The sequence below is a fragment of the Bacillus swezeyi genome (assembly GCF_001969815.1).
Classification (GTDB): domain Bacteria; phylum Bacillota; class Bacilli; order Bacillales; family Bacillaceae; genus Bacillus; species Bacillus swezeyi.
This window is the reverse complement of record NZ_MRBK01000031.1, coordinates 1-19,931: the sequence shown is the minus strand read 5'-3', so window position 1 is coordinate 19,931 and position 19,931 is coordinate 1. Positions and strand designations below refer to the sequence as shown.

Here is a 19,931-nt window from a genome sequence, read left to right as displayed (position 1 = left end):
TTCATTCGGATAAGATACCGTGCAGACCGCTTTCAGCCCAGGGCGATTCCTCTCTTTCCACGTACTCTTACCTACTATTCTCCATCTTCAGTTCATACTCATATGTATACTAATTTATATTATAATACGAGGGTTATGTTTCCATGTCAACCCTAATTGCGGTTCTTTTTATTCTTTACGGACTCTTTTGATGTCAGCCCGAGCTCTGTCGCCGTTTCTTCCAAGAAGCCTATGTGCTCGGGGTCGGAATGATCCTTCAGATGCAGATTCGCATTTTGTTCATGGATCGCTTTACCCATTCTTTGATTATACCTCATTTGGCAACATCCTTTTGATATCTTTTTTCTATAGTATAAACAAATCATTTTCATTTTATTAAAAAATCGGCAAGGAATATACGATATAGAGAAAGAAGTATTGTTGCAAGTTTTCACGAAGGGAGGAGATGGAGAATCAATATGAAAAAAAGCGCCATATTGATCCTGTTGGTGATGCTGGCAGCTCAAGCAGCCTTTTATATATCATCCAACACAGCTTCGGCAGCCATCGGTGAAGCCGTGATTGCCACCGATGAGATCAATGTCAGAAGCGGTCCGGGATTGAGTCACGAAATCAGCAGCGTCGTAAACCGAAATGAAACCTATCCGATTCTGGAGGAAAAAGGCGACTGGGTGCAAATCCAGTTAAACGGCGGACAAAAAGGCTGGGTCGTGGCCTGGCTCATTAAGAAAAAAGAAAAAGCCTCCGGCGGATCTGAATCTGTAAGCGGGAAGGTGACATCTTCCGCAGCAGACTTGAGAATCAGAAAGGGGCCTGGCACTTCGTATGAGGTCCAAGGCAAATTCCCTCAAGGAGAACAGGCTGATCTGTTAAAAACCGACGGAAAATGGGTCAAAATTTCGTATCAAAATATAACGGGCTGGGTTCATGCCGATTATGTCAACAATGATGCTTCAAGCAAGAAAACAACTGAATCATCAGCGTCAAACGCTTCATCCAAAACGGGAACTGTCGGGGTCTCCACCCTAAATGTCAGAAGCTCTGCTTCCCATCAAGGAAGAGTCATTGCCACGCTGAAGCGGAATACGGATGTAGCGATTTTAAGTAAACAGCACGGATGGTATGAAATCGAGTTCAACGGCCAAAAGGGCTGGGCCGCAAGCCACTATATTGTAGAGGGTAATGGACAGAAGACCGGCGCCGCGGAAACAAAGAGCGGTTCTGAGTCAAAACAGCAGGCAACCATCGTCTATGAAGGGACAAACATCCGCAGTGATGCGTCGACATCCTCAACGATTGTCAAGCGTGCGGGAAAAGGCGAATCTTATCCGATTGCAGGTACGAAAGGCGACTGGTATGAAATCACGCTGTCAGACGGAAATTCTGGATATGTCGCAAGCTGGGTCGTACAGACGTCTGATCAATCGGGCGCACAGGGAGATGCAGACACTCCTGCACCGCCTTTGTCAAAGCCGTCGGGTGCGAGCGGTTCTATTCAAAACAAGACGATTGTCATTGATGCCGGACACGGCGGACATGACAGCGGAACCATCGGAACCCGCGGGACGCTTGAGAAAGGGCTGACCATTAAAACAGCAAGGCTTCTCGCCGCAAAGCTGAAAGCCGATGGAGTCAACGTCTATATGACCCGCAATGACGATTCTTTCGTCAGCCTGCAGTCGCGTGTTGCGACCTCTCATTACCGAAACGCCGACGCTTTTATCAGCATTCATTATGATAGTTTCGTCAATGCGTCTGTAAGAGGCAATACAGCCTATTATTACAGCCCTTCTAAAGATCAGAAGCTGGCCTCAGACGTTCAGTCCGAAATCGAGAAGCACTCGCCTCTGCCAAGCCGCGGCGTTTTATTCGGGGATTATTTTGTATTAAGGGAAAACAAGCAGCCGTCCGCTCTGTTTGAGCTTGGCTACTTAAGCCACCCTCAGGAAGAAGCAGTCGTGAGCACAGATGCTTACCGTGAACGAGTAACAGACGGCATCAGAAGCGGGCTTGAAAACTATTTCGACTAAAAAAAGCTGCCATTTGGCAGCTTTTTTTACGCTTTGGAATCCATGATTAATGTGACGGGACCGGAATTCGTCAGTTTGACATCCATCATTTCCCCAAATCTTCCGGTTTCGACAGTGACGCCTTTTTCCCGGAGCAGGCTGTTCCATTCCTCATACAGTTGCAGCGCCATATCCGGTTTCGCAGCTTTTGTAAAATTCGGGCGTCTCCCTTTTTTCGTTTCCCCGTACAAAGTAAATTGAGAGACTGACAAAACCGATCCCCCGACATCTAATAGAGACAGATTCATTTTTTCGCCGTCATCTTCAAATATCCGCAGATTGACGAGCTTTTCCGCTAAATATGCCACATCCTCGCTCGTGTCATCATGTGTCACACCGACAAGCACCATCAAACCGAGTCCGATCTCACCGACAGACTCGCCGCCTACTGAAACACTTGCATCTGTGACGCGCTGAACAACTAATTTCATGACGCTTTTCCCCCTAATTCATCACCCTGCGTACTGAATAAATATCTCTAATCTGCTTGATCCGTTCGACCACTTTGTGCAAATGATTGATATTTTGAATGAAAATGGCCATATGGATGGTGGCCACTTTATTGCGATCCGATTTTCCGGAAACGGAAGAAATATTCGTTTTCGTTTCATTTACAGCCTGGAGCACTTCATTCAGCAGTCCGCGGCGGTCATAGCCGAGAATTTCGATTTCGACATTATACTCTTTTCTTCTCTGAGTCTGCGGTTCATGCTCCCATTCGACCTGAATCAGCCGGTCATGGGCTTCATTTGTCAAAACATTCGGGCAGTCTTCGCGGTGAACGGATACGCCCCGCCCTTTTGTGATGAAACCGACGATCGGATCTCCAGGAACAGGGTTGCAGCATTTGGAAAGCCTGATGAGAAGGTTCTCCACGCCTTTTACACGCACGCCGGCTTCGCGTTTTTTCCCTTGGTACGGCTTCGTTTCAGCCGTAACCTCCTGAACGCTTTTCACCTGTTCTTCCTGATCTCGCATTTTCCGTTCTTTTTCCGTCAGACGGTTGGCGACCTGAGCGGCTGTAATGCCGTTATAGCCGACTGCCGCATACATGTCCTCTTCATTGGAAAAATTGAATTTGTCAGCGACTTTTTGAAGATTCTCGGCAGTTAAAACGTCTTTTACTTCAAAGTCCAGGTTTTTGATCTCTTTTTCAACCAATTCCCTGCCTTTTTCGACATTCTCTTCTCTGCGCTGCTTTTTAAAGAATTGACGGATTTTATGCTTCGCCTGGGATGTCTGGGCAAGATTGATCCAATCCTGGCTCGGCCCGTATGAATGCTTTGACGTCAGAATTTCAACGATATCCCCGGTGCGCAGTTTGTAGTCAAGGGTAACCATTTTGCCGTTCACCTTCGCGCCGATCGTTTTGTTGCCGATTTCTGAATGGATGCGGTATGAAAAGTCGATCGGCACAGAACCTGAAGGAAGCTCTATGACGTCTCCTTTTGGCGTAAAGACAAACACCATGTCAGAAAATAAATCGATTTTAAGGGATTCCATAAATTCTTCGGCATCGCTCGACTCATTTTGAAATTCCAATATTTCGCGGAACCATGACAGCTTTTTATCAAAGCTTGCCTCTTCATTGGCGCCTTTGCCTTCTTTGTACGCCCAGTGAGCCGCAATCCCGTACTCTGCGATTTCGTGCATTTCAAAAGTCCTGATCTGAACTTCCAGCGGATCTCCCTTCGGACCGATGACGGTCGTATGCAGAGATTGATACATGTTTGGCTTCGGCATTGCAATGTAATCTTTGAACCTGCCCGGCATCGGCTTCCAGCACGTATGAATGATGCCCAGCACAGCGTAGCAGTCCTTAATGCTGTTGACCAGGATCCGCACTGCGAGCAAGTCGTAGATTTCGTTGAACTGCTTGTTCTGCATCGCCATTTTCCTGTATATACTGTAAATATGTTTTGGCCGTCCAGAGAAGTCCGCTTTAATATTGACTTCTTCAACGCGGTTTTTCACTTCATTTACGACTTCCTCAACGTACAATTCTCTTTCGGCCCGCTTTTTCTTCATCAAGTTGACGATCCGGTAGTACTGCTGCGGATTCAAATACCGCAAAGCGGTATCCTCAAGCTCCCACTTTATTTTAGAAATTCCAAGGCGATGAGCCAGCGGAGCAAAAATTTCCAGCGTTTCATTTGAGATTCTACGCTGCTTTTCCTGAGGCAGATGCTTCAGCGTTCTCATGTTGTGAAGGCGGTCCGCCAGCTTGATCAAAATGACGCGGATATCCTGAGCCATAGCCACAAACATTTTCCGATGATTTTCGGCCTGCTGTTCTTCCTGTGATTTATATTTAATTTTCCCCAATTTTGTGACGCCGTCGACAAGCATCGCGACTTCTTCGTTAAATGCTTCTTTTAAATCTTCAAGCGTTACGCTCGTATCTTCCACGACATCGTGCAGGAATCCTCCCGCTATCGTCGCCGGGTCCATTTCCAAATCGACCAGAATTCCCGCCACCTGGATCGGATGGATGATATACGGCTCGCCTGATTTGCGGTATTGTTCGCGATGTGCGTCTTCCGCGTATTGATACGCATTTTTAATAAAAGCTACATGTTCATCGGAAAGGTAAGATTTTGCCTTTTCAATGACTTGCTCAGCAGTTAAAACTTGTTCGTTCGCCATGGAATCACCTTTTTTATATTTGAAAACTGTATTGTAATTATTATCAAGAAAAATGTCACAGATGTAAAGAGAAGAAATTGAAAAGGACACACCGGGATCGCAATATTTCAATGGATAGGAAAAAAGCACCCGCTTTCTGAGTGCTTTTTATAGTATAAAATTTGTTTAGTATTGCATCAAGGTTAAAATATCATATCCGTCAAGTTTGTTTCTTCCGTCAAGATATGTCAGTTCGATCAGGAAAGCGATTCCGGCAACGACGCCGCCAAGCTCTTCAACAAGCTTGATTGTCGCTTCAATCGTTCCTCCGGTCGCCAGAAGGTCGTCTGTGATCAAGACGCGCTGGCCCGGCAAAATGGCGTCTTTATGGATCGTCAGGACATTGCTTCCATATTCCAATCCATAGTCGACTTTAATAACTTCGCGAGGCAGTTTGCCTTCTTTGCGGACCGGGGCAAATCCTACGCCAAGCGCATATGCCACAGGACATCCGATGATAAATCCTCTTGCTTCAGGCCCGACGACGAGATCAATTTGTTTTTCTTTCGCATAGGTTACAATTTGATCTGTCGCATAGCGATAGACGTCCCCTTTATCCATCAATGTTGTAATATCTTTAAATTGTACGCCTTCCTTTGGGTAATCCGGCACAATTGTCACATACTTCTTCAAATCCATCTGTTTTATGTCCTCCTCATACTTTCATAAGCGTCAGAGCTTTCGCCCATCCGCTTATTCAGCCACTGTTTAAGCTCATCCGCCGAAGAATATACGAGCTTTTGCTCCAATTCAATCAGGCGCTGTTTTTCCCGGTAAGTTTCAGAATCTGTTAAATCCCGTTTTACGGCATCAAATACCACAGATAAAACACCATTCTCTATTGTAACAAAACCGAGCTCAAAAAACACCTTTGTCATAAAATCAATTGTGTCTTTTGTCCAGCCTTTATGTCTGGCAAGCTCTCCGCCGTATTTCGCTAAATCAAAAGAGCCTCTTTTCAGGAGGAAAGCATAGTACCACTTAAAATATTCCCTTGTTGGAAACGTCGAGAAAAAATGTTCATCTGATTGATGAAAAATCAGGTAAATCCGCTCCAGCTGTTTGCCTTTTATGACATGATCAAATATATCGATAGACTGAGGCGTATCAATAAAAACCGCATAACGGCTATGTAAATCGAGACGCTCTGCACCCTCTTCTCCTCTGATCAAGATCAGTTCTTCTTCAAGGCCTGTTCCCGCAAGTTTTGTTTTCGTCTCTTCCCGAAAACAGAGAATTGCGCGTTTTGACGGATCCAATTTTAATATTCGTTCTTCCCATGACCGTTTTCCGCGCAGATCAAACAGCTGCCATTCGTTTACGGCCGCATCTTTGATCATCAGCTGCGGCTTTTTTCTGTTGTTCCATTCATTAATCGACAATTCGCCGACAAGCGAAATGTTTGCGCCGGGAACGATTCCTTCTTCAATATCGCCTTTATAGAAACCGATGCAGTCGAGCTTTGACTCGCCGTCAGCCAGCAAAAGCTTCAGGTGATTCTTATTGGCGCCGATTCTTCTCGTTTCATCAATTTTGACGTCGCTGACAAGAACGAACGGCTTCGGATTCCCCGTACCGAATGGAGCCAGCATGTTCATTTCCGCAATGCTGTCAACCGTAATCTCCTCCAACCGGCAGCAAAGATCGACTTCCTGGACGGGGATGAAGTCTTCCGCTGTTAAAACGGATTCAGCCTGGCGGTTGATCCTTTCTCTTAAAGCCGAAACATCGTCTTGGGTGAGCGTCATCCCGGCTGCCATCGGGTGGCCGCCAAAATGCGGAAGTATGTCCCTGCAATCGGAAAGATTCTGAAATAAGTCAAAGCCTTTAATACTGCGCGCCGAGCCTTTAGCTATTCCTTTTTCTTCATCAATTCCGAGAACGATGGCCGGGCGGTAGTACCGTTCGACAAGCTTTGAAGCGACAATTCCGACGACGCCGGGATTCCAGCCGGGCCGAGCCGCGACGATCACAGACTGGTCAAGGCCTTGCTCCTCTATCATCTGAACCGCTTCCTCTGTCATCTGGTTGACGATTTTTTGGCGTTCCTTATTCAAGGCGTTGATTTCTTCGGCCAGCTCTTCCGCCTCCATGTCATCTTCTGTGTTTAAAAGATGAACGGCCGGATCAGCCTGGTCAATCCTTCCGACCGCATTGATGCGCGGAGCGATTTGAAAGCCGATCGTCTCTTCATTTGCACTTTGAATCTCCGCTCCCGCAATCTTCGTCAGCGCTCTTAAGCCTGGGCGGTTCGTTTTTCTGAACTGAACCATGCCGAGCTTGGCCATGAGTCTGTTCTCATCATGAAGCGGCACAAGGTCGGCAACCGTGCCGATCGCACAAAGATCAAGCAGATCATCAGGAATATCTCCGTTCAATGCGTGGGCAAGCTTAAATGCCACACCGACGCCGGCCAGCTCTTTAAAAGGATAACTGCAGCCCGGCTGCTTAGGATGAATGATCGCATAGGCATCAGGCAAAACCGGCCCTGGCTCATGGTGATCTGTAATAATCAAATCGATGCCGAGCTCTTTCGCGACTTCTGCTTCGTGAACGGCTGCAATGCCGGTATCCACCGTGACGATCAGAGAATAGCCCTCTTCTTTGATTTGCCGGAAGGCGGCTTCATTCGGACCGTACCCTTCTTTAAAGCGGTCGGGTATATAAAAATCGACTTGTGCTGAATACTTTTTCAAAATCTGCAAAAGGACCGTCGTGCTTGTCACACCGTCCGCATCATAATCTCCGTAAATCATAATCTGTTCATCTTCTGAAATTGCCTGTTTGATTCGCCGTACAGCTTTCTCCATATCTTTTAGCAGGTAAGGATCATGAAAGACAGCATCCTTGCCATACAAAAATGAAGTCGCTTTGCCGGCTGTATCGTAGCCTCTCATGATAAGCAATGAGGCGGCAAGGGGAGTAATGCCCAATTGTTCGGCGAGCTGCTCCACCTTTTCTTTGTCGGGCGTTTGCACGTCCCAACGCATTTTTGACGCTAACATAAATTCACCCCTCAACCACCCTATTATACTAAAGCGGCCTGAGGGGATTCAATTTATTTTCGTTACAATCTTTTAGTCCTTTTGCTCAGGTGATGCCAGCACTTCAGCATCGTCAGTGTGCTGCTTTGCTTGTTCTTCCCTTCTATGCGCCTTTAGTTCCTTTTTCAGCTTCATGATCTGAAAAGCGCCGGCAGAGCCGATAATGAGCGCTCCCATCAAAACAGACACCAAAATGACAAGAATTAAAGGCCATTCAGCCGTTCCGAAAAGAAAATCGACCTTGACAGGCTCTACATTGATGACAGCAAAAACAGCAACAATCAGTGTAAAAATAAGTGCGGAAATCAATGTCCATTGTTTGTTCATCATAAGTCTCTCCATTCGTAGTTTTGTAGCGTTATTTTTCCGCCATGCTCCAATTTTAAACAAAAAGGAGCTGATCAGAAAGCATGCAAAAGAAAAATTTGCCGAGAATGTGTCCGCCTCATTCGATTCAGCCCTTAAAAAAGACTGCCCGGCAGCGCGGGCAGTCCTATTATTGTTCCGGCTTATGTTTAGGCTTTTTAAGTTCGCGGCCTTTCCATACAAGCCATAATTGAGCTGCGATATAGAGCGAAGAATATACACCGCTCAACAGACCGATTAACAGGGCTACAGAGAAGTTTGTAATCGATGTTGCGCCGAGAACGAGAAGCGCAATGACAACGATGACAACGGTCAGGACAGTGTTAATCGAACGCGCAAAGGTTTGCTGCAAGCTTAAATTGACGATATGCGACAAGTCGCTGAATGTCTTCGGTTTGCGCTTTTTCATTTGCTCTCTGATCCTGTCAAACGTGACGATCGTATCGTTAATCGAATAACCGATGATCGTCAGCACGGCGGCAATGAAGGTGATATCCACCTCAAGCCTTGTGAAACTGAAGACGGCAATGATGAAAAACGCGTCATACAGCAATGAGGCAATAGCAGAAATCGCCATCTTGTATTCAAAGCGGATCGATACGTACAAAATGATCCCGATGGACGCGATGATTAAGGCATAAAGTGCATTTCTCGCCAGCTCTTTTCCGACAGTCGGCGATACGGTGCTCACATTCGGCTCCACCCCGTATTTATCTTTGAAATAGCTTTTCACTTCAGCAATTTTCTTCTGGTTTGGAACGCCGACAAACCTTGCGACACCGTGATTCGTTTTTTGACCGGAAAGAACGATCGAATCCGGATCCAGCCCGACTTGCCCAAAATCCTTTTCAAGCTGTTCGGTTGTCAGTTTATGTTCGCTTTGAACTTCGATTCTCGATCCGCTAGAGAAATCGATGCCGAGGTTCAGCCTGAAAACAAGAAGGATGACAATTCCGGCAGCTAACACTATTCCAGAGAATACGAAAAACCATTTTCGCTTTCCGACAAAATCCCATTTGTCAAACGGTGTCGGCGGCTCCGTATTTTCGTTTGTCTTGCTGATATCCAAAATGTCTTTTCTCCGGACGCCAAACCAGCCTTTTTTCCGGTCGAGCCAGCGGCTTTCCACCAATAAGCCGAGCAAAAATCTCGAGAGGAAAACGGCCGTGATAAAGCTCGTCAAAATGGAAAGAATCAACATTGTCGCAAACCCTCTGACTGAGCTTGTACCAAATACGAAAAGCACGATTCCCGCAAGCATCGTCGTAATGTTCGCATCAAAAATCGTCGCAAACGATCTTCTGTTCCCTGACCGGAAAGCCGAACGGACCGATTTTCCGAGCTTGAGCTCTTCCTTGATGCGCTCATAGGTAATGATATTGGCATCCACAGCCATACCTACACCCAATATAAGCGCTGCTATTCCCGGAAGGGTAAGGACGGCGTTCATCCAGTCAAATATCTGCAGGGTGATGTAAATGTAGACGGAAAGCGTAATAACCGCGATAAAACCCGGCAGACGATAGTAAAGCAGCATAAATAAGAAAATAATAGCGATTCCGATGATCCCCGCCAACACGGTTTCATTTAAAGCCTGTTCGCCAAACTGCGCACCGACGGATGTCGAATACTTTTCAACCAATTTGACAGGAAGGGCTCCGGCATTCAAAATGCTTGCCATATCTTTCGCTTCCTGAATCGTAAAATTCCCTTCGATCATCACGTCTGAGGTATTCAGCACCTGATTGACATTCGGGGCAGAGATGTATTTGTGCTCAGCCTTTTGCGATTCCTTTTGATAAGAGTCGCTTTTTTTGTAATCAAGCCAGATCACCAGCTGATTATTCGGCTTCATATCAAGCACTTTCTTCGTTACTTCGCCGAATTTGTCCGCATCCTTCAGCTTGATTGTAACGATCGGCTCATTCGTATCTGTTTTAAAAGACTGTTTTGCACCGCTTTCCACAAGATCAGCGCCGTTTAAAAGTTCTTTATCATTCGTGTCTCTGAACGATAGCTGCGCCTGTGTCGATAAAATTTCCCGCGCTCTGTTCTGGTTGTCGACGCCGGCGAGCTGAACCCTGATCCGGTTGTTTCCTTCAATTTGGATGTTCGGTTCGCTGACCCCTAAAACATTGGCCCGGCGGTTCAGCGCTTCAACGGTGCTGATGAGGGCATCTTTGTCAATTTTATCGCCTTTTTTGGCAGGCTGAACCTCATACAAGACTTCAAAACCGCCTTGTAGATCAAGACCGAGGCTGATGTTGTTAGCAGCCGGTTTCGTAAACACTCCCAGTCCCGTACCGATCAATAAAACGGTAAGGAAAAACGCGATCAAGCGTCCTTTTTTCATTATGTATTTCCTCCTTAAATCAACCCAAAAAATCGACGGTTACTTCAGCAGCTCATCGAGCATATCCTGCCCCTCTGGGCTGTCGAGTAAATTAGACGTTTTAAACGATTCTACGGTTGCATAGTTCATAAATTCGCCAATTTTCACAGATAAAATATCTCCGGCCAGATGGTGAATTTGAACATCTTTCTTGTTCTTCCATTTCTTATTCAATAAGTATGACCATAATTCCTTTATTTCAATATCGTCATAGCCGAGAATCATGAACTCTTCTGCCTTACTGAGAAGAAAAGGTTTGAGATGGTCCTTATAAAGATCAGCCGGGTGTCTGTCCATGCCAAAGCCACGCTCCTTTCACATTTTTTCAGAGAGACTTGTCATGCTTGGACGATGTATGCGCATATCTTATTGTATATGATTAAAGGTTGTTTGAGAAGGCAGGGGACTAAGAAATGACCAAGCAGACGTTTTTAAAAGGCACGCTCATCTTAATAGCAGCAGGCTTAATTACGAGAATGCTCGGCTTTATCAACCGGATTGTCATCGCCAGGTTCATCGGCGAAGAAGGCGTAGGGCTGTATATGATGGCCGCCCCGACTTTTTTCCTGGCGGTGACGCTCACTCAGTTCGGACTGCCTGTTGCCATCAGCAAGCTTGTGGCTGAAGCGGAAGCGCGCGGCGACCATAGAAAAACAAAGCAGATTTTAGTCATGTCTCTTGCGATTACAGGTACGCTCAGCGCCCTGATTACCCCGGTGTTTCTCATCTATGCGCCGCTGATGGCCGAAACGCTTTTGACAGATGAAAGAACGCTTTATCCGCTTTTGGCGGTGACACCGGTCGTCCCCATTATTGCGGTTTCCAGCGTGTTGAGGGGCTATTTTCAAGGAAAGCAGAATATGAGGCCGCTCGCCGTTTCACAAGTGCTTGAGCAAATTGTCCGGATATCGCTTGTAGCCGTCTGCACGACTGCCTTTTTGCCGCTCGGAATTGAATTTGCGGCAGCCGGCGCAATGCTTTCGTCCGTGTTCGGGGAGCTTGTCTCACTGCTTTATTTGTTTGCCGCTTTTCAATATAAAAAGAAAATCCGCGTCAGGAAACGTTTTTTTCAGTCATTAATGTCCGGACGAAGGATTTTTTTCGAGCTGATGAGCGTCTCTCTTCCGACGACGGGCAGCCGGTTTATCGGCAATTTGTCGTGGTTTTTTGAACCGATCGTCGTCGCGCAGAGCCTGGCGATCGCCGGTATCGCTGCTTCGGCTGCAACAAGCCAGTACGGGGAACTGACCGGATTTGCGATGACGCTTCTCACCCTTCCAAGCTTTATTACGTATTCATTGTCAACAGCCCTTGTTCCAGCCATCAGCGAAGGGATCGAACAGAAAAAAATGCAAGTTGTTGAATACCGCCTTGAACAGGCGATGAGACTCTGTCTTTTAAGCGGCGGCATTTCGGCTGTCATTTTGTTTTCCTATGCCGATGAGCTTGTCAGCGTCATGTACGGTTCATCCAATGCCGGCGTCTTTGTCAAAGTCATGGCTCCCTTCTTCTTGTTCTATTATTTTCAAGGTCCTCTTCAAGCCGTTTTGCAGGCTTTAAATCTTGCCGGGGCAGCCATGATGAACAGCTTGGTCGGGGCTCTTGTAAAAACAGGACTTATCTTCGTGCTCGCGTCAAGGCCGTCGCTCGGCATCATGGGAGCGGCGCTGGCGATCGTGACGGGAATGATTCTCGTGACGCTGCTTCATGCGGCAACGGTCAGCAAAGTGCTTCCGATCAGCATCAATTTAAAGGAATATGTCATGTCCTTTGCCGTCATTTTGATGTCGGGCTGGATGAGCTTCTGGATGAAACAGCACCTTTTTATCGATCAAGCCGAACCGATGCGTCTGTTCTACTGCGTCTTGCTCACAAGCTGCCTGTACGTTTTCCTTTTGATTGCTTTCAAGCTGGTCAAAAAAGAAGAAATCCAGCGTTTTCCTCTGTTCGGCCGCTGGATTTCATGACTGCTTTATGATGTGAATTCATCCTTTATATCAATAAAAAAAGAACCTTTGTGATACGTACAGAAAGAAATGTTGGAAAGATTGCGATGACCCCTTTTTTCAAGCATTTCCTCAAGCCATTCCTGATCCTTGCCGATCTGTTGCAAATGGTCTTTCTGAACAACTCCATCAATGATAAGCGGCAGTTCGATCTGGTGATCTGAGCGGTCTTTTGTAAAGACTGAAAGCTTTCCTGTCGGCTCCAAAATCGCATATGATACATCTGCGATGCGCTCAACATTCTTTTCTCTGAGCTGGGTCATCAAATCTTCAAAATTATAGCGCTGGGTTCTCATTGCCCGTTCATCGACTTTTCCGCGGTCAATGATGATCGTTGGTTTTCCATCGAGTAGCCGGCGGATTTTTTGGTTTTTCAGTGACAAGTATGCCAAAATAACTTGAATCAAAGTTAACACGAGGATCGGGATGATCGTGTGCAAAAGATGGTCATCAAGATTTTCAATGGCCAAAACCGCTATTTCGGCCATCATGATAAATACGACGAGATCCAAGATGCTTAATTCCCCAATTTCTCTCTTTCCCATTAAGCGAAATAAAAAGAAGATGATAAAGTACAGCACGATCGTCCGAAACACAAGAGCCAAGATTTCCTCCAAAACGGCCGCCTCCTTCCGCCAGAGTCTATCTGTCATAGCCTTTGTCAAAATCGGTCTTTTATGTACAAAAAGCTTGGAACAGCCTAGTCTATTTGCCCTTTGTTCAGAATACATTTAAAAAGACGAGCCTATCATGTTTAGAGAGGAGGTACTTGATGAACGAGCCAAAGCAAATCGGCAAAGGAATCTTATACAGTTTGGTCGTCATTTTTGCCTTGATGTTTGCGGGAAGCCTGCTGGTCTCACTGTTATTGACATTAACATCATTAACTGAAAACTCATTCAGCTGGTTCATTACTGCCATATCTTTTATCACATTGTTCATCGGCGGCTTTATTTCAGGGGGAAAAGCGAAGGAAAAAGGTTGGCTGATCGGGGCTTTGACAGCTCTTTGCTTCTCGCTTACGGTGCTGCTGTTTCAATATCTTGGCTTCGGAGAATCATTCAATCTCAAGCAGCTGCTGTACCATGCCGGATTTATGGGCGTCAGCATGCTGGGCGGGGTTTTCGGTGTCAATCTTCAAGGGGGCCGGGCATAAAAAAACAGCAAAAAAGGGAGCGGAATATATCCGCTCCCTAAATCTTGTCTTGTCCGTAAACAGCTTGCATTCGCCGTCTGCGCCAGAAACAGCGGCCAGGCCGCTTGGCCTGAACGCGTCCTGTGAAACTCCGCTTCTGAATCGCTTATGTATAAGCAGCTTTTGCCAACTATTCGGCTGACGCCTCTCTAATCGCGCGGCGGTCGAATGTCAGACGTGTATTATCGCCTGTTTTGATGACAACCTTGCTTTCGTCGATTGATTCAACGATGCCGTGCAGGCCGCCGATCGTTACGATCTTATCCCCTTTTTTCAGCTCCTCCTGCATTTGGCGGACAGCTTTCTGCTGCTTCTGCTGAGGACGGATCAATAGGAAATAAAGAACCGCAAACATTAAAATAATCGGAAGTAAAGTTCCAAGCATCTCCATTATTTTTTCACCCCTTTCAAATAGTTTAATCGTTTTCTTCGTTTATGTGTCAGAAACTTTTAGCATTTGGTTTATTAAAACCGTAGCGCTCAAAAAACTCTTCCCGGAAATCACCTAAACGATCTTCACGAATGGCTTCTCTGACTTGCCCCATTAATTTTAACAGAAAATAAAGGTTATGATAAGAAGTTAAACGAATTCCAAACGTTTCATTGCAGCGAATTAAATGTCTGATATATGCCCGTGAATAATTTCGGCATGTATAGCAGTCACAGTGCTCATCGATCGGTCTGAAATCCCTTTCATACTTCGCATTCTTGACAACGAGACGACCTTCACTTGTCATGAGCGTCCCATTTCTCGCAATTCTGGTCGGCAGTACACAGTCAAACATATCGACGCCGCGGATGGCGCCGTCAATGAGAGAATCTGGTGAACCGACTCCCATCAAGTAACGCGGTTTATCCGCCGGAAGCAATGGAGTTGTAAACTCCAAGACGCGATTCATGACATCCTTCGGTTCGCCGACTGATAGTCCACCTATAGCATAGCCCGGAAAATCAAGTGAAATCAAGTCTTTCGCACTTTGTTTTCTCAATTCTTCATATTCGCCGCCTTGAACGATTCCAAAGAGCCCCTGCTCATCAGGGCGCTTGTGGGCGGCAAGACAGCGTTCCGCCCAGCGGCTCGTCCGTTCAACAGACCTTTTCATATAATCGTACTCTGCCGGGTACGGCGGGCACTCGTCAAATGCCATCATAATATCAGAGCCGAGGGCATTTTGAATGTCCATCGCTTTTTCAGGAGATAAAAACAGTTTGTCCCCGTTTAAATGATTGCGGAAATGAACGCCTTCTTCTTCAATTTTGCGGAATTCGCTTAATGAAAACACCTGGAAGCCGCCTGAATCGGTTAAGATGGCGCGGTCCCAATTCATGAACTTGTGAAGGCCGCCCGCTTCTTTAACAATTTCATGGCCGGGCCTCAGCCAAAGGTGATAGGTGTTGCTCAAAATGATTCCGGCGCCCATTTCCTTCAACTCTTCCGGAGCCATTGTTTTAACAGTGGCGAGCGTTCCTACCGGCATGAAAACCGGCGTTTCAAATGAGCCGTGGGGAGTGTGGACCTTCCCCAGCCTCGCTCCTGTTTGTTTACATGCTTTAATGAACTCATAGCGTATCGGTTGCTGCGACAAATTATGAGCCCTCCAATCTTTTTAAATTTTATTTGATCAACATGGCGTCTCCAAAGCTGAAGAAGCGGTATTCGTGTTCGACTGCGGTCCGATAGGCGGACAGCACATGCTCCCTGCCCGCCAGCGCGCTGACAAGCATAATGAGAGAGGATTTCGGCAGGTGAAAATTTGTAATCATCCCGTCTATCGCCCTGAATGCATATCCCGGATAAATAAAAATAGATGTCCAGCCTCTCGCTTCCTGAAAGCGGCCGTCATGTTCAGAGGCGATCGTTTCGAGCGTTCTCGTCGATGTCGTACCGACGGAAATGATCCTTCCCCCGTCCTGCTTGACCTGATTCAAGGCTGCTGCTGTTTCTGCTGTCATTTCATAAAACTCTGCGTGCATGTCGTGTTCTTCCACAGTTTCCGCACTGACGGGGCGGAAAGTCCCCAGGCCGACATGGAGGGTGATAAAGGCGATGTGCACGCCCTTTTCTTTCAGCGCGTCAAGAATCTCATCCGTAAAATGCAGTCCTGCGGTCGGCGCCGCAGCCGATCCTTGTTTCTTGGAGTACACCGTCTGGTAGCGCTCCTTGTCATCAAGCTGTTCTTTTATATAAGGAGGAAGCGGCATTTCTCCGAGAGATTCCAGCACCTCATAAAAAATCCCTTCATAGCGGAATTCTATTTTTCTTCCTCCGTGATCAAGCTCTTCTGTACAGACTGCCGTCAAACGGCCGTCGCCAAACGTGAGAACGGTTCCCCGTTTGACCCGTTTCGCAGGTTTGACAAGCGTTTCCCACTCGTCGCCTTCCTCCTGTTTTAACAGAAGCACTTCAACCTTTGCGCCCGTCTCTTCTTTCACTCCGAACAAGCGCGCCGGCAGAACCCTCGTATCGTTTAGCACAATGCAGTCGCCGGCTTCTAAAAAATCAATGATGTGTTTAAATGTGCTGTGGGTGATGTCCCCCGTTTCTTTATCCAGCACCATCAGCCTTGAAGCATCCCGTTCTTGTAAAGGAACCTGAGCAATAAGGCGTTCAGGCAGTTCAAAATCAAATAAATCCACTTTCATTTTTTTCACCTTATTCTATCTATATACTTTGATCTCATTTCATCCGTCCGAAGATCGAAAATAATACGGACAGGATGATGCTGATGACAATACATGTGACAACAGGAAAGAAAAATGTGACGTTTCCTTTTTTTACGAAAATGTCGCCCGGAAGCTTGCCGATCAGCTGCATGAATAAACCAATACCAAAAATGACAGCGCCTAATATCATCAATAGCTTTGGAAACTCAGTCATCGTGCGGAACCTCCATTTGAAAATGGCTGTAAACATCCGGTGTGACAATGCGCCCCCGCGGCGTTCTTTGAATAAAACCGATTTGAAGAAGGTACGGCTCATACACGTCTTCAATCGTATGAGACTCCTCTCCGATCGTAGCCGAGATCGTATCGATGCCGACAGGGCCGCCGTTGAATTTTTCGATCATGCCCATTAAAAGCTTGCGGTCTATATGATCAAGCCCGAGCTTGTCAACTTGAAGGCGCTCAAGGGCATCAACCGCCACTTCCTCGTTTATGGAACTGTTTCCAAAGACTTGGGCAAAGTCTCTGACCCGTCTCAGAAGCCGGTTGGCAATCCGCGGCGTCCCTCTTGACCGTCTGGCAATTTCCAGGGAAGAAAGCCTGTCGATGTCGATCTCGAACAGCTCGGCCGTTCTGACGACGATTTCTGACAACTCATCCCGCGTATAGTACTCAAGTCTTGACAAAACACCGAACCTGTCCCTCAGAGGCGCTGTCAAAAGCCCCACTCTGGTCGTGGCGCCGACAAGTGTAAATGGGGGAAGTTCAAGCCTGACAGAACGGGCTGACGGCCCTTTGCCGATGACGATATCAAGGCAGAAATCCTCCATCGCCGGATACAGAACCTCTTCAATCGAACGGTGCAGGCGGTGGATTTCATCAATGAATAACACGTCTCCAGGCTCAAGGGCTGTCAAAATCGCCGCCAGATCACCGGGGCGTTCGATCGCCGGACCTGACGTCGTTCTGAGATTGACTCCCATTTCATTGGCAATGATTGCGGCAAGAGTCGTCTTTCCCAATCCGGGAGGGCCGTATAATAATACGTGGTCTAATGTCTCCTCCCGCATTTTCGCAGCTTCGATGAAAACCCTGAGGTTATCTTTGACTTTTTCCTGACCGATATACTGAGCCAGTTTTTGCGGACGCAAACTTTGCTCAATCGCTGATTCATGGTTGTCTAGTTCACTTGATACGAGCCGCTCATCCATGAACATCACCTTACTTTAGTAATTTTTGCAATGCTTTTTTCACATATTGATCCGTCGAAAGCGCCTCTTCTTTTTTCAAGTAAGGGTGCACTTTTTTAATCTCGCGGTCGGAGTAGCCGAGCGCACTTAAGGCTTCAAGCGCTTCATCAAGCGCGGTTTCCGCTTCATGAGCCTGTTCACGTTCTTCATGGTTAAACAGGCTGGCCGCCATAGACGGAACGGCGTCTGCCAGTTTCCCCTTCAGATCGAGTATGATCTGTCTGGCGGTTTTCTTCCCAACGCCTGGGAACTTGACTAAAAACGCTTCATCTTCATTCTCGATCGCTTCAATGACCGCGCCCGGATCGCCGGAAGCAAGGATCGCAAGCGCTCCTTTCGGGCCGATCCCCGTTACGTTCAGCAATTTTGTAAACAGCATTTTTTCTTCCCTTGTCGAAAAGCCGTACAATGCAAGTGTATCTTCTCTTACATAATGGTATGTATAAATCGTTTCTTTGCTGTTTTCTTTATAAATAAACGGATTAGGCGTAAAGATCTGGTATCCGATCCCGCCGTTTTCAATGACAATATATTGGGGCGACACATAATCAATCGTCCCTTTTACGAATTCGATCAACGTTCATTCACCTCTTTGACTGCTCTTCATTGTAACATAAAACAGACAAAGCTAGAATGAAAAAGTTAACATATGTTCGCTCAACACGTTGATGAGGAACAAGCTTTTTTCACAGCCCAAAAAAAGACATAACGGTGTCATGTCTTCATATCTTTCATATGAGGCTGATCCCCCGATGATTTAACGGCTTCAATGACATGTTCAAATTCCTTCTTCGTCCGATAAGGAATTCCTTTACGGAGGTCATCGGCCATACGGCTTTCAAGCCGCTTTATATCAATCTGAAAAAAGGACTGAATCGGCTCGGACAAAACGCCGGGACGGCCGTGGAAAGTAGAGATGACGCCATCTTCCGTCACCCCGATATAGCCGTTTGTTTTACTGAGTGGAGAGATATCATCCACCTGCTTGCGAAACAATATAAATCCTTTTTTTTGATCAACAAGCTGCCACCCTTTATAAGCGGCTTTAAAATCTTCCACCTTTCCGATGGCCTCTTCCTTGCTTTCGATGCCAACGTCCCCGTCCAAATACACCTTTTCAAATTGAATTTGAATCTTGGCCGGCTCTTGAGTTTCCGCTGGCCGAATTGCTGCAGCTTCCTGCTGAATGCCGAAAAGGATGGCAAGCGGCAAGGCTGCAAACAGGACAAAGTTCATTTTGTTAAGCATTTTTCGGCTGTCCACAAATATCACCTTCTTTTTCGCCTTCAAGATCTTATCCATAGTTTGACCAACGCTTTTGAAAATTAATCGCGTGCCGGAGTTTCATATGATAAATGCATAAAACAGGTCCGCTTTTATATCGTCAAAGGGCGGCGGGCAAGCGCCTCGGTGATACAATTGTTTTACAGATCGATTACGACTGTTACGTTTTGAAGCCAATGTTGAAGTTTCCAGGCATTTAGGATGCAAAGCCGCCCATTCTCATGTATAACAGCATTATAGTGTTATCTTTTGAAAGAGCTCCTAAAAAAGAAGGTGAACTCAACATGACAAAGGCGAAAACATATTCAGAAACCGTCATATACGACACGAACAAACGATTTAACAAGCTTGTCAAAAAGCCTGATGAATTGGAATTAATCGGGAAAGGACGGAGCGCATACGTTTTTAAACTGAGAGAGCAAGGCAGGGAAATGGCGCTGAAAGTCTTTTTCCCCGAATTCAAAGAAACCGCTCAACGGGAAGCGGAGATATACAAAAAACTTTCTGATTCTCCCTATTATCCGGATATTTATGAAACGGGACATTCCTATATTTTAATGGAATATATTAAAGGACATACCTTTTACGAATGTTTAAACAAAGGCATCCGCATCGAGGATGAAATGATTCAAGAGGTGGACCGAGCTTTGCAAGATGCGCGGCTTAAAGGATTAAACCCTTCTGACATTCACCTTCGAAATCTGATTCTGACCCCGTCCGGATCAGTAAAAGTCATCGATGTCGCCAGGTTTTCACAAACGAAGGCATGCAAACAGTGGGAGGACCTTAAATCAGCCTATCAAATCCTTTACAAAAAAAGTGGGTTCCCGCAAAAAATCCCTAAATTGTGGATGGAAACGATCGCTTTTCTTTATAAAAAAAACTGGCTGCAAAAACAATGGACCGCCAGAAAAAACAAATTTCACTCATAAAAAAACAGCCTTCAGGAAAGGCTGTCAGGCTGTCGAGAAAATCG

At 46.3% G+C, this 19,931-nt stretch carries 20 protein-coding genes and 1 other annotated feature (1 of these 21 running past the window's edge); of the genes, 4 read left to right on the top strand and 16 right to left on the bottom strand.

The features are described from left to right. Window positions 1–97 (bottom strand) — a binding site (T-box leader) (it extends 140 nt beyond the left edge of the window). A gap of 55 nt (window positions 98–152) precedes the next feature. After that, window positions 153–317, bottom strand: coding sequence for a YrzK family protein (locus tag BTA30_RS23215; protein WP_094777364.1), 165 nt, complete (start codon window positions 315–317; stop codon window positions 153–155). Window positions 318–458: 141 nt separating this feature from the next. Here BTA30_RS23215 and BTA30_RS19920 point away from each other — a divergent pair, with 141 nt between their 5' ends. Then, window positions 459–2,030 (top strand): N-acetylmuramoyl-L-alanine amidase family protein, encoded by a 1,572-nt coding sequence (locus BTA30_RS19920; RefSeq protein WP_076763391.1) that lies wholly within the window; start codon window positions 459–461, stop codon window positions 2,028–2,030. Between the two features lie 26 nt (window positions 2,031–2,056). Here the strand turns inward: BTA30_RS19920 and dtd are convergent, their stop codons facing one another. The 7 genes from dtd to comN all read right to left on the bottom strand — a co-directional run bounded on the left by dtd (window position 2,057) and on the right by comN (window position 10,853). Beyond that, window positions 2,057–2,500, bottom strand: coding sequence for a D-aminoacyl-tRNA deacylase (dtd, locus tag BTA30_RS19915; protein ID WP_076763389.1), 444 nt, complete (start codon window positions 2,498–2,500; stop codon window positions 2,057–2,059). A gap of 13 nt (window positions 2,501–2,513) precedes the next feature. Beyond that, window positions 2,514–4,715: a RelA/SpoT family protein gene (locus BTA30_RS19910; RefSeq protein ID WP_076763518.1), complete on the bottom strand. Its 2,202-nt coding sequence runs from the start codon at window positions 4,713–4,715 to the stop codon at window positions 2,514–2,516. A gap of 165 nt (window positions 4,716–4,880) precedes the next feature. Beyond that, window positions 4,881–5,393 (bottom strand): adenine phosphoribosyltransferase, encoded by a 513-nt coding sequence (locus BTA30_RS19905; RefSeq protein WP_076763387.1) that lies wholly within the window; start codon window positions 5,391–5,393, stop codon window positions 4,881–4,883. A 5-nt stretch (window positions 5,394–5,398) separates the two neighbouring features. After that, the gene (gene recJ, locus BTA30_RS19900) at window positions 5,399–7,759 is read right to left on the bottom strand and encodes a single-stranded-DNA-specific exonuclease RecJ (RefSeq protein WP_076763385.1); all 2,361 of its coding nucleotides are present in this window, start codon (window positions 7,757–7,759) and stop codon (window positions 5,399–5,401) included. Window positions 7,760–7,831: 72 nt separating this feature from the next. After that, window positions 7,832–8,125 carry a LapA family protein gene (locus BTA30_RS19895; protein WP_076763382.1) on the bottom strand — a complete coding sequence of 98 codons (294 nt, stop codon included), beginning with the start codon at window positions 8,123–8,125 and terminating at the stop codon, window positions 7,832–7,834. A 169-nt stretch (window positions 8,126–8,294) separates the two neighbouring features. After that, complete coding sequence (gene secDF, locus BTA30_RS19890) at window positions 8,295–10,517, bottom strand: protein translocase subunit SecDF (RefSeq protein WP_076763379.1); 2,223 nt, start codon at window positions 10,515–10,517, stop codon at window positions 8,295–8,297. Window positions 10,518–10,556: 39 nt separating this feature from the next. Continuing rightward, window positions 10,557–10,853 carry a post-transcriptional regulator ComN gene (gene comN, locus BTA30_RS19885; protein WP_076763377.1) on the bottom strand — a complete coding sequence of 99 codons (297 nt, stop codon included), beginning with the start codon at window positions 10,851–10,853 and terminating at the stop codon, window positions 10,557–10,559. 116 nt (window positions 10,854–10,969) lie between these two features. On the opposite strand from comN, the gene spoVB reads away from it, so the two are divergent. Further along, on the top strand, window positions 10,970–12,523 hold the full coding sequence (spoVB, locus tag BTA30_RS19880; protein ID WP_076763375.1) for a stage V sporulation protein B: 1,554 nt from the start codon (window positions 10,970–10,972) through the stop codon (window positions 12,521–12,523). Between the two features lie 5 nt (window positions 12,524–12,528). Here spoVB and BTA30_RS19875 read toward each other — a convergent pair whose 3' ends face one another. Next, a complete protein-coding gene (locus BTA30_RS19875) occupies window positions 12,529–13,179 on the bottom strand; it encodes a DUF421 domain-containing protein (protein WP_076763373.1) in 651 nt (216 codons plus the stop codon). A gap of 155 nt (window positions 13,180–13,334) precedes the next feature. On the opposite strand from BTA30_RS19875, the gene BTA30_RS19870 reads away from it, so the two are divergent. After that, window positions 13,335–13,718, top strand: coding sequence for a TIGR04086 family membrane protein (locus tag BTA30_RS19870; RefSeq protein WP_076763370.1), 384 nt, complete (start codon window positions 13,335–13,337; stop codon window positions 13,716–13,718). A 169-nt stretch (window positions 13,719–13,887) separates the two neighbouring features. On the opposite strand, the gene yajC is transcribed toward BTA30_RS19870, so the two are convergent. The 7 genes from yajC to BTA30_RS19835 form a co-directional block, all read right to left on the bottom strand. Next, window positions 13,888–14,151: a preprotein translocase subunit YajC gene (gene yajC, locus BTA30_RS19865; protein WP_094777363.1), complete on the bottom strand. Its 264-nt coding sequence runs from the start codon at window positions 14,149–14,151 to the stop codon at window positions 13,888–13,890. Between the two features lie 46 nt (window positions 14,152–14,197). Further along, the gene (gene tgt / locus BTA30_RS19860; RefSeq protein ID WP_076763364.1) at window positions 14,198–15,343 is read right to left on the bottom strand and encodes a tRNA guanosine(34) transglycosylase Tgt; all 1,146 of its coding nucleotides are present in this window, start codon (window positions 15,341–15,343) and stop codon (window positions 14,198–14,200) included. Between the two features lie 28 nt (window positions 15,344–15,371). Continuing rightward, complete coding sequence (gene queA, locus BTA30_RS19855) at window positions 15,372–16,400, bottom strand: tRNA preQ1(34) S-adenosylmethionine ribosyltransferase-isomerase QueA (protein ID WP_076763361.1); 1,029 nt, start codon at window positions 16,398–16,400, stop codon at window positions 15,372–15,374. A 34-nt stretch (window positions 16,401–16,434) separates the two neighbouring features. Then, window positions 16,435–16,635 (bottom strand): DUF2905 domain-containing protein, encoded by a 201-nt coding sequence (locus BTA30_RS19850; RefSeq protein WP_076763359.1) that lies wholly within the window; start codon window positions 16,633–16,635, stop codon window positions 16,435–16,437. Next, window positions 16,628–17,632, bottom strand: a complete 1,005-nt coding sequence (gene ruvB, locus BTA30_RS19845; protein ID WP_076763357.1) for a Holliday junction branch migration DNA helicase RuvB — start codon at window positions 17,630–17,632, stop codon at window positions 16,628–16,630. The genes BTA30_RS19850 and ruvB overlap by 8 nt, the downstream gene beginning before the upstream one ends. 10 nt (window positions 17,633–17,642) lie before the next feature. Next, window positions 17,643–18,248 (bottom strand): Holliday junction branch migration protein RuvA, encoded by a 606-nt coding sequence (ruvA, locus tag BTA30_RS19840; protein WP_076763354.1) that lies wholly within the window; start codon window positions 18,246–18,248, stop codon window positions 17,643–17,645. A gap of 137 nt (window positions 18,249–18,385) precedes the next feature. Then, window positions 18,386–18,934: an intercompartmental signaling factor BofC gene (locus BTA30_RS19835; protein WP_275667414.1), complete on the bottom strand. Its 549-nt coding sequence runs from the start codon at window positions 18,932–18,934 to the stop codon at window positions 18,386–18,388. Between the two features lie 305 nt (window positions 18,935–19,239). Here BTA30_RS19835 and BTA30_RS19830 point away from each other — a divergent pair, with 305 nt between their 5' ends. Then, window positions 19,240–19,887: a phosphotransferase gene (locus BTA30_RS19830; RefSeq protein WP_076763514.1), complete on the top strand. Its 648-nt coding sequence runs from the start codon at window positions 19,240–19,242 to the stop codon at window positions 19,885–19,887. The last annotated feature ends 44 nt before the right edge of the window (window positions 19,888–19,931 follow it).